This window comes from Streptomyces sp. NPDC045701 (assembly GCF_056432045.1).
In genome coordinates this window covers 92,335-105,075 of sequence record NZ_JBWKJV010000022.1, presented here as the reverse complement: position 1 = coordinate 105,075, position 12,741 = coordinate 92,335, and the positions used below count along the sequence as shown (strand labels likewise).

The 12,741-nt window shown below is 71.1% G+C and carries 14 protein-coding genes; 9 read left to right on the top strand and 5 right to left on the bottom strand.

Features of this window, described 5'->3' with window-relative positions:
• Positions 1-113 precede the first annotated feature (113 nt).
• The 3 genes from AC07DW_RS22530 to AC07DW_RS22520 form a co-directional block, all read right to left on the bottom strand.
• The gene (locus tag AC07DW_RS22530) at positions 114-524 is read right to left on the bottom strand and encodes a RidA family protein (protein WP_478859460.1); all 411 of its coding nucleotides are present in this window, start codon (positions 522-524) and stop codon (positions 114-116) included.
• Positions 525-628: 104 nt separating this feature from the next.
• A complete protein-coding gene (locus tag AC07DW_RS22525) occupies positions 629-1,387 on the bottom strand; it encodes a DinB family protein (RefSeq protein ID WP_478859459.1) in 759 nt (252 codons plus the stop codon).
• A 170-nt stretch (positions 1,388-1,557) separates the two neighbouring features.
• Positions 1,558-2,478 (bottom strand): NAD-dependent protein deacetylase, encoded by a 921-nt coding sequence (locus AC07DW_RS22520; protein ID WP_478859458.1) that lies wholly within the window; start codon positions 2,476-2,478, stop codon positions 1,558-1,560.
• A gap of 98 nt (positions 2,479-2,576) precedes the next feature.
• Between AC07DW_RS22520 and AC07DW_RS22515 the strand changes: the two genes are divergently transcribed.
• The 3 genes from AC07DW_RS22515 to AC07DW_RS22505 all read left to right on the top strand — a co-directional run bounded on the left by AC07DW_RS22515 (position 2,577) and on the right by AC07DW_RS22505 (position 5,395).
• On the top strand, positions 2,577-2,849 hold the full coding sequence (locus tag AC07DW_RS22515) for a DUF3253 domain-containing protein (protein WP_478859457.1): 273 nt from the start codon (positions 2,577-2,579) through the stop codon (positions 2,847-2,849).
• A gap of 448 nt (positions 2,850-3,297) precedes the next feature.
• A complete protein-coding gene (locus AC07DW_RS22510; protein WP_478859456.1) occupies positions 3,298-4,629 on the top strand; it encodes an aminotransferase class V-fold PLP-dependent enzyme in 1,332 nt (443 codons plus the stop codon).
• Positions 4,630-4,831: 202 nt separating this feature from the next.
• Positions 4,832-5,395, top strand: a complete 564-nt coding sequence (locus AC07DW_RS22505; RefSeq protein ID WP_478859455.1) for a nitroreductase family protein — start codon at positions 4,832-4,834, stop codon at positions 5,393-5,395.
• 115 nt (positions 5,396-5,510) lie between these two features.
• On the opposite strand, the gene AC07DW_RS22500 is transcribed toward AC07DW_RS22505, so the two are convergent.
• Positions 5,511-6,530 carry a ScbA/BarX family gamma-butyrolactone biosynthesis protein gene (locus AC07DW_RS22500; protein ID WP_478859454.1) on the bottom strand — a complete coding sequence of 340 codons (1,020 nt, stop codon included), beginning with the start codon at positions 6,528-6,530 and terminating at the stop codon, positions 5,511-5,513.
• Positions 6,531-6,628: 98 nt separating this feature from the next.
• Here AC07DW_RS22500 and AC07DW_RS22495 point away from each other — a divergent pair, with 98 nt between their 5' ends.
• Together AC07DW_RS22495 and AC07DW_RS22490 are read left to right on the top strand one after the other, a co-directional pair.
• A complete protein-coding gene (locus tag AC07DW_RS22495) occupies positions 6,629-7,252 on the top strand; it encodes a ScbR family autoregulator-binding transcription factor (RefSeq protein WP_478859453.1) in 624 nt (207 codons plus the stop codon).
• Between the two features lie 124 nt (positions 7,253-7,376).
• Positions 7,377-8,150, top strand: a complete 774-nt coding sequence (locus tag AC07DW_RS22490) for an SDR family NAD(P)-dependent oxidoreductase (RefSeq protein ID WP_478859452.1) — start codon at positions 7,377-7,379, stop codon at positions 8,148-8,150.
• An 18-nt stretch (positions 8,151-8,168) separates the two neighbouring features.
• On the opposite strand, the gene AC07DW_RS22485 is transcribed toward AC07DW_RS22490, so the two are convergent.
• Positions 8,169-8,783, bottom strand: coding sequence for a TetR family transcriptional regulator (locus AC07DW_RS22485; RefSeq protein WP_478859451.1), 615 nt, complete (start codon positions 8,781-8,783; stop codon positions 8,169-8,171).
• Positions 8,784-9,125: 342 nt separating this feature from the next.
• On the opposite strand from AC07DW_RS22485, the gene AC07DW_RS22480 reads away from it, so the two are divergent.
• The 4 genes from AC07DW_RS22480 (at position 9,126) to AC07DW_RS22465 (ending at position 12,600) form a co-directional block, all read left to right on the top strand.
• Entirely contained in the window at positions 9,126-10,121 is a 996-nt protein-coding gene (locus AC07DW_RS22480) for a ParB/RepB/Spo0J family partition protein (RefSeq protein WP_478859450.1), read from the top strand.
• Between the two features lie 350 nt (positions 10,122-10,471).
• Positions 10,472-11,506: an NAD(P)/FAD-dependent oxidoreductase gene (locus AC07DW_RS22475; protein WP_478859449.1), complete on the top strand. Its 1,035-nt coding sequence runs from the start codon at positions 10,472-10,474 to the stop codon at positions 11,504-11,506.
• Complete coding sequence (locus AC07DW_RS22470; RefSeq protein ID WP_478859448.1) at positions 11,503-11,802, top strand: 2Fe-2S iron-sulfur cluster-binding protein; 300 nt, start codon at positions 11,503-11,505, stop codon at positions 11,800-11,802. The genes AC07DW_RS22475 and AC07DW_RS22470 overlap by 4 nt, the downstream gene beginning before the upstream one ends.
• Positions 11,803-11,847: 45 nt before the next feature.
• On the top strand, positions 11,848-12,600 hold the full coding sequence (locus AC07DW_RS22465; protein WP_478859447.1) for a hypothetical protein: 753 nt from the start codon (positions 11,848-11,850) through the stop codon (positions 12,598-12,600).
• Positions 12,601-12,741 lie beyond the last annotated feature (141 nt).

Genomic DNA, 12,741 nt, shown 5'->3' with positions numbered 1-12,741 from the left:
ACCCCGCCAGCACCCCGTCCCACTCCTCAACCAACCCCACCCCAAGCTCAGCCATACCCCAACTCAACCACAAACAAGTGCGATTGCAGTACTAGCGCGTGTCCGGGCGCTCCTCAGGAGTCGAGTACGGCGGCGATGCCCTCGATCTCGACGAGCTGGTCCTGGTAGCCGAGCACGGTCACCCCCAGCAGAGTGCTGGGGACGTCGTGGTCGCCGAACGCGTCCCGGACCACTTCCCAGGCGGTCACCAGGTCCCGCTGCCGGTCCGACGCGACGAGGACCCGGGTGCTGATGACGTCCTGGAGGGTGGCGCCCGCGGCGGCCAGAGCGGCCCGCATGTTCTCGACGGCCTTCCGCGCCTGCCCGGCGTAGTCCCCGATCGCCGCCGTCGAACCGTCGTCGTTCAGGGGACACGCCCCGGCGAGGAAGATCAGACGGGACTCGGCGGGCGCCGTGGCCGCGTACGCGTACTCGGCGACGTCGGACAGGGAGGCGGAACGGATCAGGGTGATGGCACGGGCCACGGTCGTCGGTCCTTCTCGTGGAAAGGGGTGAACGCGGACCACGTGCCGTGCAGTCGGCCGGATCCGCCGGTCGTCTCCGCCGCCGCGCGGCGGCGACTCCGCCGTTACGCGAGGGCGTTACGCGCCGCGGCCATGGCCGACGGCCGCCGCGGTCCGCCGAATCCGGCCCGCCACAGGTCGCGGAGCAGCGCGATCTCCGCCATATGGTGGATGAATTCGAGGTTGGCCCCCGACAGCACGCCGATGAACGGGTCGTCGGGGTCGGAGCCGTAGGGGTACCGCGAGAAGCCGATCATGTCGAGCTGCTCCTCGGTGACGGTGGCGATGCTGTCACGCCAGCGGTCGAGCGCCGTCCAGAACCGCTCGAGCGCCAAGCCGGCGGAGGGCGTGAAGTCGACCATCAGCTTCGGGTCCTGCCGCCGCTCGCCGAAGCTCCACTCCCATCCGCCCGCGAACTGGTAGTGGAGATGTCCCAGCCGCCACGCGATGGTGGCGACCGGCGCTTCGTCGGGCTCGGGCTCACCGGTGTGGGCGAGCACCTCCTCGACCCGCTCCACACTCACGCTCCAGTCCTCGGCGATCTTCTCCACCGTCATGCCCCCGGCGGCCTGCCGGGCGACCTCGGCGTACTCGCTCGCCGGGATGTCCGCGGCGCCGAGGTCGAGTACCCACTCGCCCGGCCCGAACGCCCTGGGCGTCGTCGCCGCGCCCCGGTGCCGGATCGACCAGCAGCCGGGCACCGGCTCCCACAGGTACTCCTCGTCGCCGAGCCCTGCCAGCCGCACCCGGGCCGTGTCCCTGGCCTTGTCGAACTGCTCCAGCAGTATGCCCAGACGGTCGGTCCGCGCGCTCCCGGTCTCCATACCCGGCCCCCTCCGTGGTCGCGTCTCGTGTCACTGCGCCCAGGCGGAAGGTAGTGGCTCGGCGCGGGAAGCGCGACAGACTTTCCGCGCCGGGCTGCCGGAGCCCTGCCGGAAACTGATGCGGGAGAAGACCGACCACAGGCTCTGCATCCTCGTCCGCACCGCACGGGTCACGGCTGCCGCGGGGCCGCCGTCCGGCCGGCGGCGAGGGGGACGGGGATGTCGAGGCGCGCCGCCACGGCGGTGAGGGCCGATCCCAGGGGCAGGGCGACGCGGGTGAGGGCGTGCTGGTCGCCGCGGGTGGGGTCCCGGTTGACGATCAGTACCGGTGTTCCGGCCCGGGCTGCCTGGCGGACGAACCGCAGCCCGGACATCACCGTCAGTGAGGAGCCCAGGACCAGGAGCGAGGTCGCATCGCGCACCAGGGTGCGGCAGTGCTCGACCCGCTGCGGCGGGACGGCCTCACCGAAGAACACCACGTCCGGCTTGAGGATGCCGCCGCAGATCACGCACGGCACCACGCGGAAGTCGCCGACTTGTTCGTCGGTGAGATCGGCGTCGCCGTCCGGGTTGATTCCGGCCGCCACCGGTGCGAAGCCCGGGTTGGCCTCCTGCAGCCGCCGGGCGAGTTCACCGCGCGGGCTGAAGGCACCGCAGGAGAGGCAGACGACCCGGTCCAGGCCGCCGTGTAGCTCCACGACGCCCTCGCTGCCGGCGGCCTGGTGCAGGCCGTCGACGTTCTGGGTGATCACGCCAGCCAGCAGGCCACGCCGCCCGAACGCGGCCACGGCCCGGTGCCCGGCGTTGGGGCGGGCGCGGCCGAAGGTGCGCCAACCGAGGTGGCTGCGCGCCCAGTACCGGCGCCGGGCCCCGGCGCAGGCGGTGAACTCCTGGTACGTCATCGGGGTGTGCCGGCTCAGGCTCCCGCCTTCGCCCCGGTAGTCGGGGATGCCCGACTCCGTGGAGATGCCCGCCCCGCTGAGCACCAGCACGTTGCCGGCCCTCAGCAGCTCGACGACCGGCTCCGGGTCCGTGGTGCCCGGCGGCCAGTCCGCGGTGGGGGTCCAGCTCAGGGTGGGGCGCATACGCATGCCGCCAGGGTACGAAAGAGTCCCCACCCGCCGCGGGCGCGACCGGCCGGGTGCGGTCGGCCGGCCCGCGACGCGTCACCCGGTGTGACACTGGGGGAGTGGCGGACATCGAACGGCGGACGGACCGGCGCCTGGAGCAGGCGATTCTGGAGCTGTTGGATCGTCGTGCCCCATCGGCGACGATCTGTCCTTCCGACGCGGCCCGGGCGGTGTACGAAGGGGACGACGACGGCTGGCGCGCACTGATGGAACCGGCCCGCCGAGCGGCCCGGCGGCTGGTTGCGGCCGGTGAGGTCGAGGTCACCCAGGGTGGGCGCCCTGTCGAGCCGGCGAAGGCCCGCGGTCCGGTCCGTATCCGCCGCGCCCGCTGACGCACCCGCCGAGGCGCCACCCGGTGCGCGCCGGGGAGTTCGGGGAGGTCCGTGCGAGTGCCTCCGTCCGGTGACGCGGCTTCGCGACCGACGTGCGGCGTGCGACGAGCGACTTGCGACTGAGGAACTTCCTCGGTCGAAGCCCGCCGCACGGCACTCCCGGTCCGTCCCAACGAGCCGGCCGGCGTCCGCACCGCCTTCGGTCACTGCCACGATTTCTACCACCCCGTGCTCTCGTCGTGCGGGTGGACAGGAAAGAGTGAATTACCGCCGTCGCGTTCCGGCAACTCATCGCCCGTAAGACCGTCGACCGAATTTCGGAGCGGTCGCGTTGACAGGCCGCGACTCGCGCTGTTAGCAGTGAATCGCAGCAAAAAACGACCGCGACACACCGCTGCCCTCGCCGTCCGGCATTACGCAACCAGCCCCGCTTCTCGGAGGAGTGATCGTGTCCCTTTCGCGTCGAAAAATTCTGGCCGGTTCTGGTATGGCGGCTTCGTCGCTGGCTCTGGGCTCCATGGGGAACGCCGTCGCGCAGAACGCGGCTCCACCCCGGCCCTTCGTGCCGCACGACTGGAAATCCGTCCGCGCGCAGTTCCTGCTCGCACCCGAATACGCCCACTTGTCGAACTTCTTCTTCGCCTCGAATCCGGCGCCCGTTCGCCAGGCGATCGCGAAATACCGGAGGGCATTCGACGAAAACCCGTACAGTTTCCTCGACGACAACATGTTCCGTCGCGACGAGGACATGCTCTGGCGGACGGTGTGTGCCGCCGCCGCCGAGTACGTCGGCGGGCAGCCCCACGAGATCGCCCTCACCAGCAGCACCACGATGGGCCTCGCCCTCATCTACAACGGCCTGCGCCTGAAGCCGGGCCAAGAGGTGCTGACCACGACGCACGAGTTCTACCCGCACCACGAGTCGATACGTCTGGCGGTGGAGAAGTGGGGCGGAACCATGCGCAAGATCCCGCTCTACGAATCGTCGCTGAACTTCTCCGCCGACCAGGCCATAGCCCGGATATGCGCCGCCGTCCGCCCCCACACACGTGTCGTCGGTGTCACCTGGGTGCATTCCGGCACCGGTGTGCGGCTCCCGATAGCCCGGCTCGCGGAAGCCATCAAGAAACTGAATCGCCACCGTGACGAAGCGGATCGCATCCTGCTGGTGGTCGACGGGGTCCACGGTTTCGGTGTCGTGGACGAAGACGTCGCGAAGATGGGTTGCGATTTCTTCTCCGCGGGAACGCACAAGTGGATCCTCGGACCGCACGGGACCGGAATAGTCTGGGCCAAGGCGGAGAACTGGGCGCTTCTCCGGCCGACGATTCCCAGTCTGATGGCCAAGGAGACGACCGACGCCTGGCGGCAGGACCGTCCGCCGGCCGGCCCGACCCAGGCCGCGTGGGTGAGTCCGGGCGGCTTCTTCGCGTACGAGCACCAGTGGGCCACGGTCGAAGCGTTCCGCTTCCACCGGCAGATCGGTCGCGACCGGGTCCACCACCGGATCGCCGAGCTGAACGGCCAGATCAAGGAAGGCCTGGCCCGCATGAAGCACGTCACGCTGCACACGCCGCTCGACGCCGAACGGTCCGCGGGCTTCGTCTGCTTCGATGTGAAGGGCTACAAGCCGCAGGACGTGGTGCAGATCTTCCGGGACAACCGGGTCATCGCCAGCAGCACGCCGTACGCGGTTCCGCACGTGCGCCTGTCGGCCGGGATCGTCAATTTCCCGAAGGACGTCCACATGGCCCTGAAGGTCATCCGGTCGCTGGCCTGACGCACCGCGATCGACCGGCCGGGCGGGCCGAGCGCCTCGGCCCGGTGACCGCCGCCGAAGCCCCCGGCGAGGTGGCCGCGCCGCCTCGGCGTGACGCGGCCCCGTGGGCGGCCGGCGGCGGTCCCCCGGTGTGCCGGAGGAGTCCGGGCACCACGCACCGCCCCACTTCCCGTCTGTTCCCGCACGCAGAAGAGGAACACCCATGGACGTCATGACGGCCGTGCTGTCCCGCCGCAGCGAGCACCACCTCGTCGAACCCGCTCCGTGCGACCAGGAGTTCGCCTATCTGTTACGCGCGGCCGCCACGGCACCCGACCACGGGGACCTGCGGCCCTGGCGGTTGATCCTGGTGCGGGAGGAGGGCCGCACCGCCCTGGAGCGCTGCTTGGCCGACGCGTGTGCGGGGTCCGGCTCATGGCGTGGGCGCCTGGAGGAGGCCCGGCGGGCCCCACTCCTCGCGACGCTGGTGTTCTCGCCGGTACCGTACGACAGCGGCCTCGGCGGCCATGTCCCGGAGTGGGAGCAACTCGCCGCCACCAGCGCCATGGTCAGCTCCTTGATACTGCTGCTGCATGCCCGTGGCTTCGGCAGCGTCTGGCGCACCGGCGAGTTCACCGAGTCCGAGCGGATGCGCCGGACGCTGGGCCTGCGCGGGCCGGAGCGGCTGCTGGGCTGGCTCTGCATCGGCACGCCCGAGCGGTCGGCGCCGTCGAAGCGGCGGGTGCCAGAGGACGTCACGGACCGGATCTCCGTCTTCGTGCCGTGACCGATGGCCCCGCCCGCGTGCGCCCTGTACGGGGCGTCGGGGGGGGGGGGGGGGGGGGGGGGGGGGGGGGGGGGGGGGTGGCCCCCCCCCCCCCCCCCCCGCGCCGGCCGTTCTACTACTCCGTCCCGCAGGAGGCAGGAACCTCACAGGGCCGGGCCGGCCGTCGCGGGCCGAGCGGCGACGGTCCGGAGGCCTGCTGCGCCGGTACGTAGGCGAGCCCCGTGACATCCATGGGTGCGGACAGGGTCACCTCGCCGGAGAAGCACACGGTGTCGCCCTGCTCCACGGCGAACCGGAGGCGGTCGCGGGACGCCGCGGGGAAGACGTGGATCCAGGCCGGCGCGTCCAGCTCCACGTACCGGTGGAACACCGTCTCCATGCCCACGGCCACCACGGGGAGTGGGGCCCGGGCGGCCTGGGCGGCCTGGCGGGCGGCCTCCAGCAGCAGCATGCCGGGAACGTGATCCACCGGGTGGTCGAACAGCGCGGGGTGCTCGGTGTCGATCCGCAGTTGCCAGCGGTCGTCGCGGTCGGTGGGGGTCAGGACGACGTCCTCGGACAGGCGGCGGCCCACCAGGTGGGCGAGGACCCCCGCCGCGGGCGGGCGGGCCGCGGCGAGAGCACCGTGCAGGTCGCCGTACGCCCCGCGCAGCCGGCGGTAGACGGCGGGGGAGTGGCTGGTGAAGCGGGCTTCAGCGGTGCCCAGGTGCCGCCCGTCGCGTTCGGCGCGTAACCGCAGGGTCATCGCCGCGAGGCTCCCCCGGCGGCGTTCCACGTCCGAGCAGGCGAGGTGCAGCACCAGCTCGGCCGGCACGGTGCTGTCGTGCAGGTTGTCGAGCGCCAGCGAGTAGCTGAAGTGCTCCCAGATCAGGTGGTGCCCGAAGGGGACGTCGTAGGCGACGTGCGACAGCAGGGGAATGGTCTGGCGGGCGGTCTCCGCGAACAGCATCGGGTCGAGCAACCGGTGGGCGGGGCGGTAGAAGGCGTGGGTGCGGGGCCACTGGGCGGTCACGGTGTACTCGTCGGCGGAACGCCGGTGCCAGCTGGTGAGCAGCACCTCGGAGTGGGCGGCCTTGTGAACGTACTGGCGTGGCAGGGCGGTTGCCGAGCCTGTGGGCGAGCTGGCAGTGTGCATGGTCATCCCCTGTGCCTTGTGAGCTGACGTGCGACAAGTGGTTGTGCGCTAACATAAAATAGATTCTCTTTTTTTGTCGAGGGTGATCGGATGCACGGGTGAGTGACCTCAAGCAGGAGCGTGCCGTGCGCACGCGCAACCAGATCATGAGGGCCGCGGCGGAACTGTTCGACGAGGAGGGCTACGAGGGTGCGAGCGTCACCCGCATCGTCAAACGGGCCGGTGTCACGCTGGGCGCCATGTACTTCCACTTCGCCTCCAAGCAGGACTTGGCCCGCGAAGTGATGAACGCCCAGCCCTACGTGATAGAGCCGCTGTTGCGGTCGACCGGCCTGCAACGACTGGTGGACATCACCCTGGTGTGGGCCCATCGGCTGCAGACCGACCCGCTGCTGCGCGCCGGAGTGCGGCTCGCCGTCGAGCAGGGCCGCTTCGGCATGCACGACAGCGCCTCGTTCGAGGGCTGGAAAAACATCATGGTCGGACACCTCGAAGTGGCCCGCGCCGAGGGCGTGCTCCGGGAGGACGTCTCGCCCGAGGACGTCGCCCAGTTCGTCGTCGGTGCCTGTACCGGGGTGCAGCTCTACTCACAACTCGTCAGCGGCCGGGAGGACCTGATGGAGCGGACCTGCACCATGTGGCGGCTGCTGTTGCCGGGAATCGTCGTACCCGGCGCCGACTCCGCCATCGTGGTGGACCCCGGCATCGTCACGGGCGCCTGAGAGTCCCCTGCCCGCCCGGGCGCCCCAGCGGTCCCTTCCCGCCCATGCGGCTGCCGGGCTCCGCTCCCGCCCTCACGTACGCGCGCGTCCCCCCGTCCCCCCCCCAGCGATTGGACCTGCCGCCGTGGCCTCGACCACTCCTCTGCTCCACGGCAAGACCGTCATGATCACCGGCGCCTCCAGCGGCATCGGCGCCGCCGCGGCCCGCGCCTTCTCCGCCGAGGGCGCCGCCGTGGTCCTCATGGCCAGACGCGGCGACAAGCTCGAGCACCATGCCCGGCTCGTCCGGGAGAGCGGCGGCGAAGCGCTCTGCGTGGTGGGCGACGTCACCGACAGCGGTGACGTCCAGCGCGCCGTCGACCGGGCCCGGGACACCTACGGCGGCCTCGACGCGGCCTTCAACAACGCCGGCTGGGCCTCCTCGGGCACACCCCTGCACAAGACGCCGGACGCCGACTACGACCGGATCATGGACGTCAATGTCCGTGGCGTCTGGAACTGCCTGCGAGCCCAGATCACCGCGATGCTCGAAACCGGGACCCGCGGCGCCATCGTGAACACCTCCAGTGTCGCGGGCCTGCGCGCCACCGGCACCGCCGCCCCCTACATCGCCGCCAAGCACGCCGTGCTGGGCCTCACCCGCGCCGCCGCCGACGAGTACGGGCCGTACGGCATCCGCGTCAACGCCCTGGTGGTGGGCAGCACGCGCACCGAGCTGATGGACGAGGTCCTCACCCGGACGCCCGCCCTGTACGAGCCGTTCACCGGCCGCGCCATCCAGCGCCGCCTGGCCGACCCCTCCGAGGTGGCCCAGGCCGCGCTGTGGCTGTGCTCCGACCGCTCCTCGTTCACCACCGGAGCGGCCGTCGCGGTCGACGGGGGCTGGACGGCACGGTGACCCGGCCCGCCCGCGGCCTCAGCCGGGACTCCCTCCCGGCAGCAGGGCGGGGGAGCGCGGCGCGGCGACCGAACCGAGTGCCAGGCCCCACAGCCCCGACAGCGCGTCGAGGTCCTCCAGGACCGATCCGGACGCGTGCACCGCGGGGGTGTCCAGCCCGGCCAGCATGCATACCACCAGGACGCACAACAGCCCCGCCGAGCAGTTCTCGCCCAGGTGCCCCCTGGCGTGTGCCTCGTCGGCGAGCCGTTCGACGTCTCCGAGCCAGAGCCGGTGCCAGGAACAGCCCGTGCAGGCCGCTTCGCGGCTCAGCCGGCAGGCCGCCTGCACGCTGGTGTCCGTCCGCAGCAATCGCGCCACCGCGTGAGTGATGTCGATGACGTTCTGCAGTGGCAACCGCGAGCGCCCCAGAGCCCGGTCGACGGCCGTGCGGGTGGTCGCCGCACCGTCCTCGTACACACTCAGGGCCAGCTTGGGTTTGGTCGGGAAATGAAAGGTGAGCGCCCCCATGGTCACCCCGGCCTGCGAGGCGATGCGCGCCAGCGACGTGCCGGTGTAGCCGTGCCGGGCGAGTTCCGCCGCGGCCGCGACCAGTACCCGGCGTCGCGTGAGCGCGGCTCGTGTCTGCGCCACGTTGTCGTTCCCTCTGTCATCAGTCGGCTGGATGGCCCCCGTTGAGCGGAGCGGGACGAAGTACGGCCACGGCGGCCTCGCCCCGGCCCACCGTCCTGGCGGAGGTGGGCGTGGTCCCGCGCGGTGCTGCCGCCCACCGGTCGACCGGGATGGCGGCACTCCTCCACACGTTCAGGAGGGGTTCACCTCTGCACGGAACATAAATAGCACTATTTTTGTTATGGTGATCTCCGTACCCGAAACCGTGCTCCGCCGCGGCCTCATGACGGGCTGACACCCGCCGAGGTCCCGTGGCGGGCTGTCTTGCTCATGCGCACGCGTGAGGAAAGGGTGGTGGAGGAATTGAGGGAACTGTCAGAGGCGGCGGCCGGTGGGCCGGAGGTCGTGGCGGGTGCCGGGTGTGCGGCGGAGGTCGACCTGGTGCCGGTGGCCTCCCTGGTGGACGCCGATTCACCTCGTCTCGGCGGGCTCGACCGGCAGCATGTCGAGGTGCTCGCACAGCGTGAGATCGAGCCGGTCCTGGTGCACCGGGACACGTTGCGGGTGGTCGACGGGATGCACCGACTCCAGGCCGCCCGGCTCCGGGGGCAGGAGACGATCCCCGTCCGGTACCTCGACGGGCCGGTGAGCGAGGTCTTCATCCACTCCGTGGCGGCCAACGTCTCCCACGGGCTGCCGCTGACGTTGAAGGACAGGAAGGCCGCGGCCGGGCGGATCCTGGCCTCGCACCCGGACCTGTCGGACCGGGCGATCGCGCGCATCACCGGGCTGTCCCCCAAGACCGTGAGCGCGGTGCGCCGGGCTTCGACCGAGGAAGTTCCTCAGTCGCAGGTCCGGGTCGGGGCGGACGGCCGCTCGCGTCCCCTCGACGCCGCACGGCGCCGGCAGGCGGCACGCACGTACCTCGTCGAACACCCGGGCGCCACCCTCGGCGAAGTGGCCGCCCACGCGGGGGTGTCGGTCAGCACCGCCTGCGAGATCCGCCAGCGCCTGCGGCGGGAGCAGCAGAGCTCCCCGCCACCGCGCCCCGGCACCGCGCACCGGGTCGCGAACGACGACCGGGCGGTGGTCGCCGGCGCACCGGCGGGCCTGCACCGCGAGCAGCGCATCGAGAGCCTGGCCAAGGACCCCTCACTCAGATTCACCGAGTCCGGGCGCGCGTTGCTCCGCTGGCTCAACAAGCGCGCGCCCGATCTGGAGGCGGGCAAGCAGCTGATGGCCGCGGTGCCGGTGCACTGCGCCGTCGCGGTCGCGGACCTCGCCAACTCCTACGCCCGGGAGTGGCAGCGGTTCGCCAGCACCCTGGACCGGACCGTGGGCGAGGTCGCCGAGCGATAGCGCGCGCCGGGCCTCCAGGGCGAAGGCGGGGGGCCCTGGCGGCGACCGGAGTGCGCCCAGGGCCGGCCCGCTTTCCGCGTGAACGCCCGCCCCCGCAGAGGCCGATCGGAGTTCCGGCTCCTTTTCTTGACGGTGCGATCGGGGCCCTGAATGATGAATTTGCACTCGGCGGAACGTTCACCCGAAAGGGAATCCGCTGAGGGCCTGGATATCCGCAGGACATGCCGAACGGCAGGAATGAAGGCTCCCCGGGGCATCGACCGGGAACGGCCGCGGAATGCGAGTCGCCGAGCTTTTCGACCGGACACGAGAAGGGCCTGGAGTTCACCATGAATCAACCGGGGGCTCGAGTGGAGACGACGAGCGCGGCCGGCGCGGACCCGCACGCGGACGCACCCGTGGACACGAGCGTGGACGTGGCGGTCGTCGGAGCGGGTCCGGCCGGCCTGTACGCCGCCTACTGCGCGGGGTTCCGGGGCCTTTCCAGCGCGGTGCTCGACGTCCTGCCCGAGCCGGGCGGCCAGATCGCGGCCCTGTACCCCGAGAAGAGGATCCATGACGTCGCGGGCCACGTGGCCGTGCGGGGCCGCGAGCTGGTCGACAACCTGGTCGCCCAGGTGGCACCGTTCGACCCGGACCTCCTGCTCGGCCGGACGGCGGCGTCCCTGGCGCCGGACGGGAGGGCGGGCTGGGCGATCGGGCTGGAGGGCGGCGGGCGGGTCCGGGCCGGCGCCGTGGTGATCGCGGCCGGACTCGGCCGTTCGGTCCCGCGCACGCTGCCCTGCCTGCGGCCCTACGAGGGGCGGGGCGTGGCGTACCACGTACCGCGTCTCGACGCGCACCGGGGCCGCGACGTGGTGGTGGTGGGCGGCGGCGACAGCGCGGTCGACTGGGCCCTCGCCCTCGCGCCGATCGCCCGGTCCGTCACCGTCGTCCACCGGCGCTCGTCCTTCCGCGCCCACGAACACGGCGTCAAGCAGATGTACACCGCCGGAATTCGCGTGCTGACCGACGCGCACGTGACGGCCTGCAATGGTACGGAACGCCTGGAGGAAGTACGCGTCCTCATCGGTGAGGAGGAATTGACGCTGCCCGCACAGGCAATTGTCGCGGCACTCGGATTCATCACGGGGCTCGGCCCGATCGCCGAATGGGGGCTTCAGGTGGAAAACCGCAGAATCACGGTCGACAGGGCGATGCGGACGAATCTTCCGCAGGTGTACGCGGTCGGGGACATCTGCACCTACGAGGGCCGCGTCCCGCTCATCTCGGTCGGCTTCGGCGAGGCCGCGACCGCGGTGAACCACGCCGTGGTGGGGCTGCGTCCCGGCTCCCGCCTGGCGCCCGAGCACTCCACCGACCGCGAGGCCGCACTGTTGTCATGACCCTGAAAAAGCTGACCATCCTCCCGACCGGAACCGAGATCCTGCTGCCCGCGGGATCCCCCCTGACCGAAGTCGAGTACGAGACCCCGCAGCGGCTCATCCCGTTCGGATGCCGCTCCGGATCGTGCGGCGCGTGCGTCATCGAGGTGCTGGAAGGCTCCGGCTCCCTCGGCGAACCCGACCACGACGAACTCGACTTCCTGGAAGACCTCGGCCGGACCGGCGGCCAACACCGACTGGCCTGCCAGTGCCGGCTGCGGGGCGACGCGACCGTCCGCGTCGCCGACGACATCTGAACCGCTCGCACCCGACGTCCGAGCGACCACCAGAAAGGTGACACCATGCCGAACCGCGTGACCAACGCCGGTTACGGGGACCGTACCCCGTTCCTCAGCGCGGCCGCCTCAGCGGAGCTGCGCGCCGAGATCGACAAGCAGCTCGACCAGCAGGTCCTCGAGTGGTACGCCAACGTCCCCGAGGCCGCGCACCTCGAGGGCAAGAACGTCGACTCCGCGTACTACAAGCGCAACCTGATCGAGACCGCCTGGCGCATCCGGCTGCTGCGGGTGGCCGAGGCCAAGGCGCTGGTCGAGATCGCCAAGCGCAGCCCGGAAGCGGCGCAGGTCTGGGCCAACTACGAGCAGGAGGAGATGCTGCACGACGAGCTCTTCATCGCCGACCTGGAGAAGGTGGGCGTATCGCGCGAGGAGTTCCTGGCCACCGAGCCCTACCTGTCGACCAAGCTGCTGGCCGGCTACTTCTCCTACCTCCTGGACCACGAGGGCCCGCTCGGCGTGGTGGCCTACTCCTACCTGGTCGAGTACGTGAACGTGAACCTGGAGCCCAGGAAGCTGGAAGCGCTGAAGGAGTCGGTCGGCGAGGGCAACATCGGCGGCCAGATCAACCACTCGCACACCGACATCAACGACGACCACCCCGGCGAGGTGTGGGCCGCCGTCCGGCACCTGCTGCGCAGCGACGAGGACATCGCCGCGTTCAAGCGGTACCTGCGCGAGCACCAGACGGTGCTGGCTCAGTACTTCGAGGAGCTCTACCTGGACACCATCGCCAAGGCCGAGAAGCAGCCTGCCTGAGTCCTGTCCTCGGTGGGGGGGGGGGGGGGGAGGGGCGGGGGCACCCCCCCCCCCAACGGGGAAGGAAAGACGAGAAAGGAAAAAACAAAAAAAGAACGGTTTTGTTACCCTGTCCGGTTTTTGTTTTCTGGGGGAGCACTC

What these genes read in the sequence shown, in the direction of transcription:
- AC07DW_RS22525 (WP_478859459.1), bottom strand. Translation starts at nt 1,387, where the DNA reads ATGGAGACCGGGAGCGCGCGGACCGACCGTCTGGGCATACTGCTGGAG.
- AC07DW_RS22520 (WP_478859458.1), bottom strand. Translation starts at nt 2,478, where the DNA reads ATGCGTATGCGCCCCACCCTGAGCTGGACCCCCACCGCGGACTGGCCG.
- AC07DW_RS22505 (WP_478859455.1), top strand. Translation starts at nt 4,832, where the DNA reads ATGGACGTCATGACGGCCGTGCTGTCCCGCCGCAGCGAGCACCACCTC.
- AC07DW_RS22500 (WP_478859454.1), bottom strand. Translation starts at nt 6,530, where the DNA reads ATGCACACTGCCAGCTCGCCCACAGGCTCGGCAACCGCCCTGCCACGC.
- AC07DW_RS22470 (WP_478859448.1), top strand. Translation starts at nt 11,503, where the DNA reads ATGACCCTGAAAAAGCTGACCATCCTCCCGACCGGAACCGAGATCCTG.
- AC07DW_RS22465 (WP_478859447.1), top strand. Translation starts at nt 11,848, where the DNA reads ATGCCGAACCGCGTGACCAACGCCGGTTACGGGGACCGTACCCCGTTC.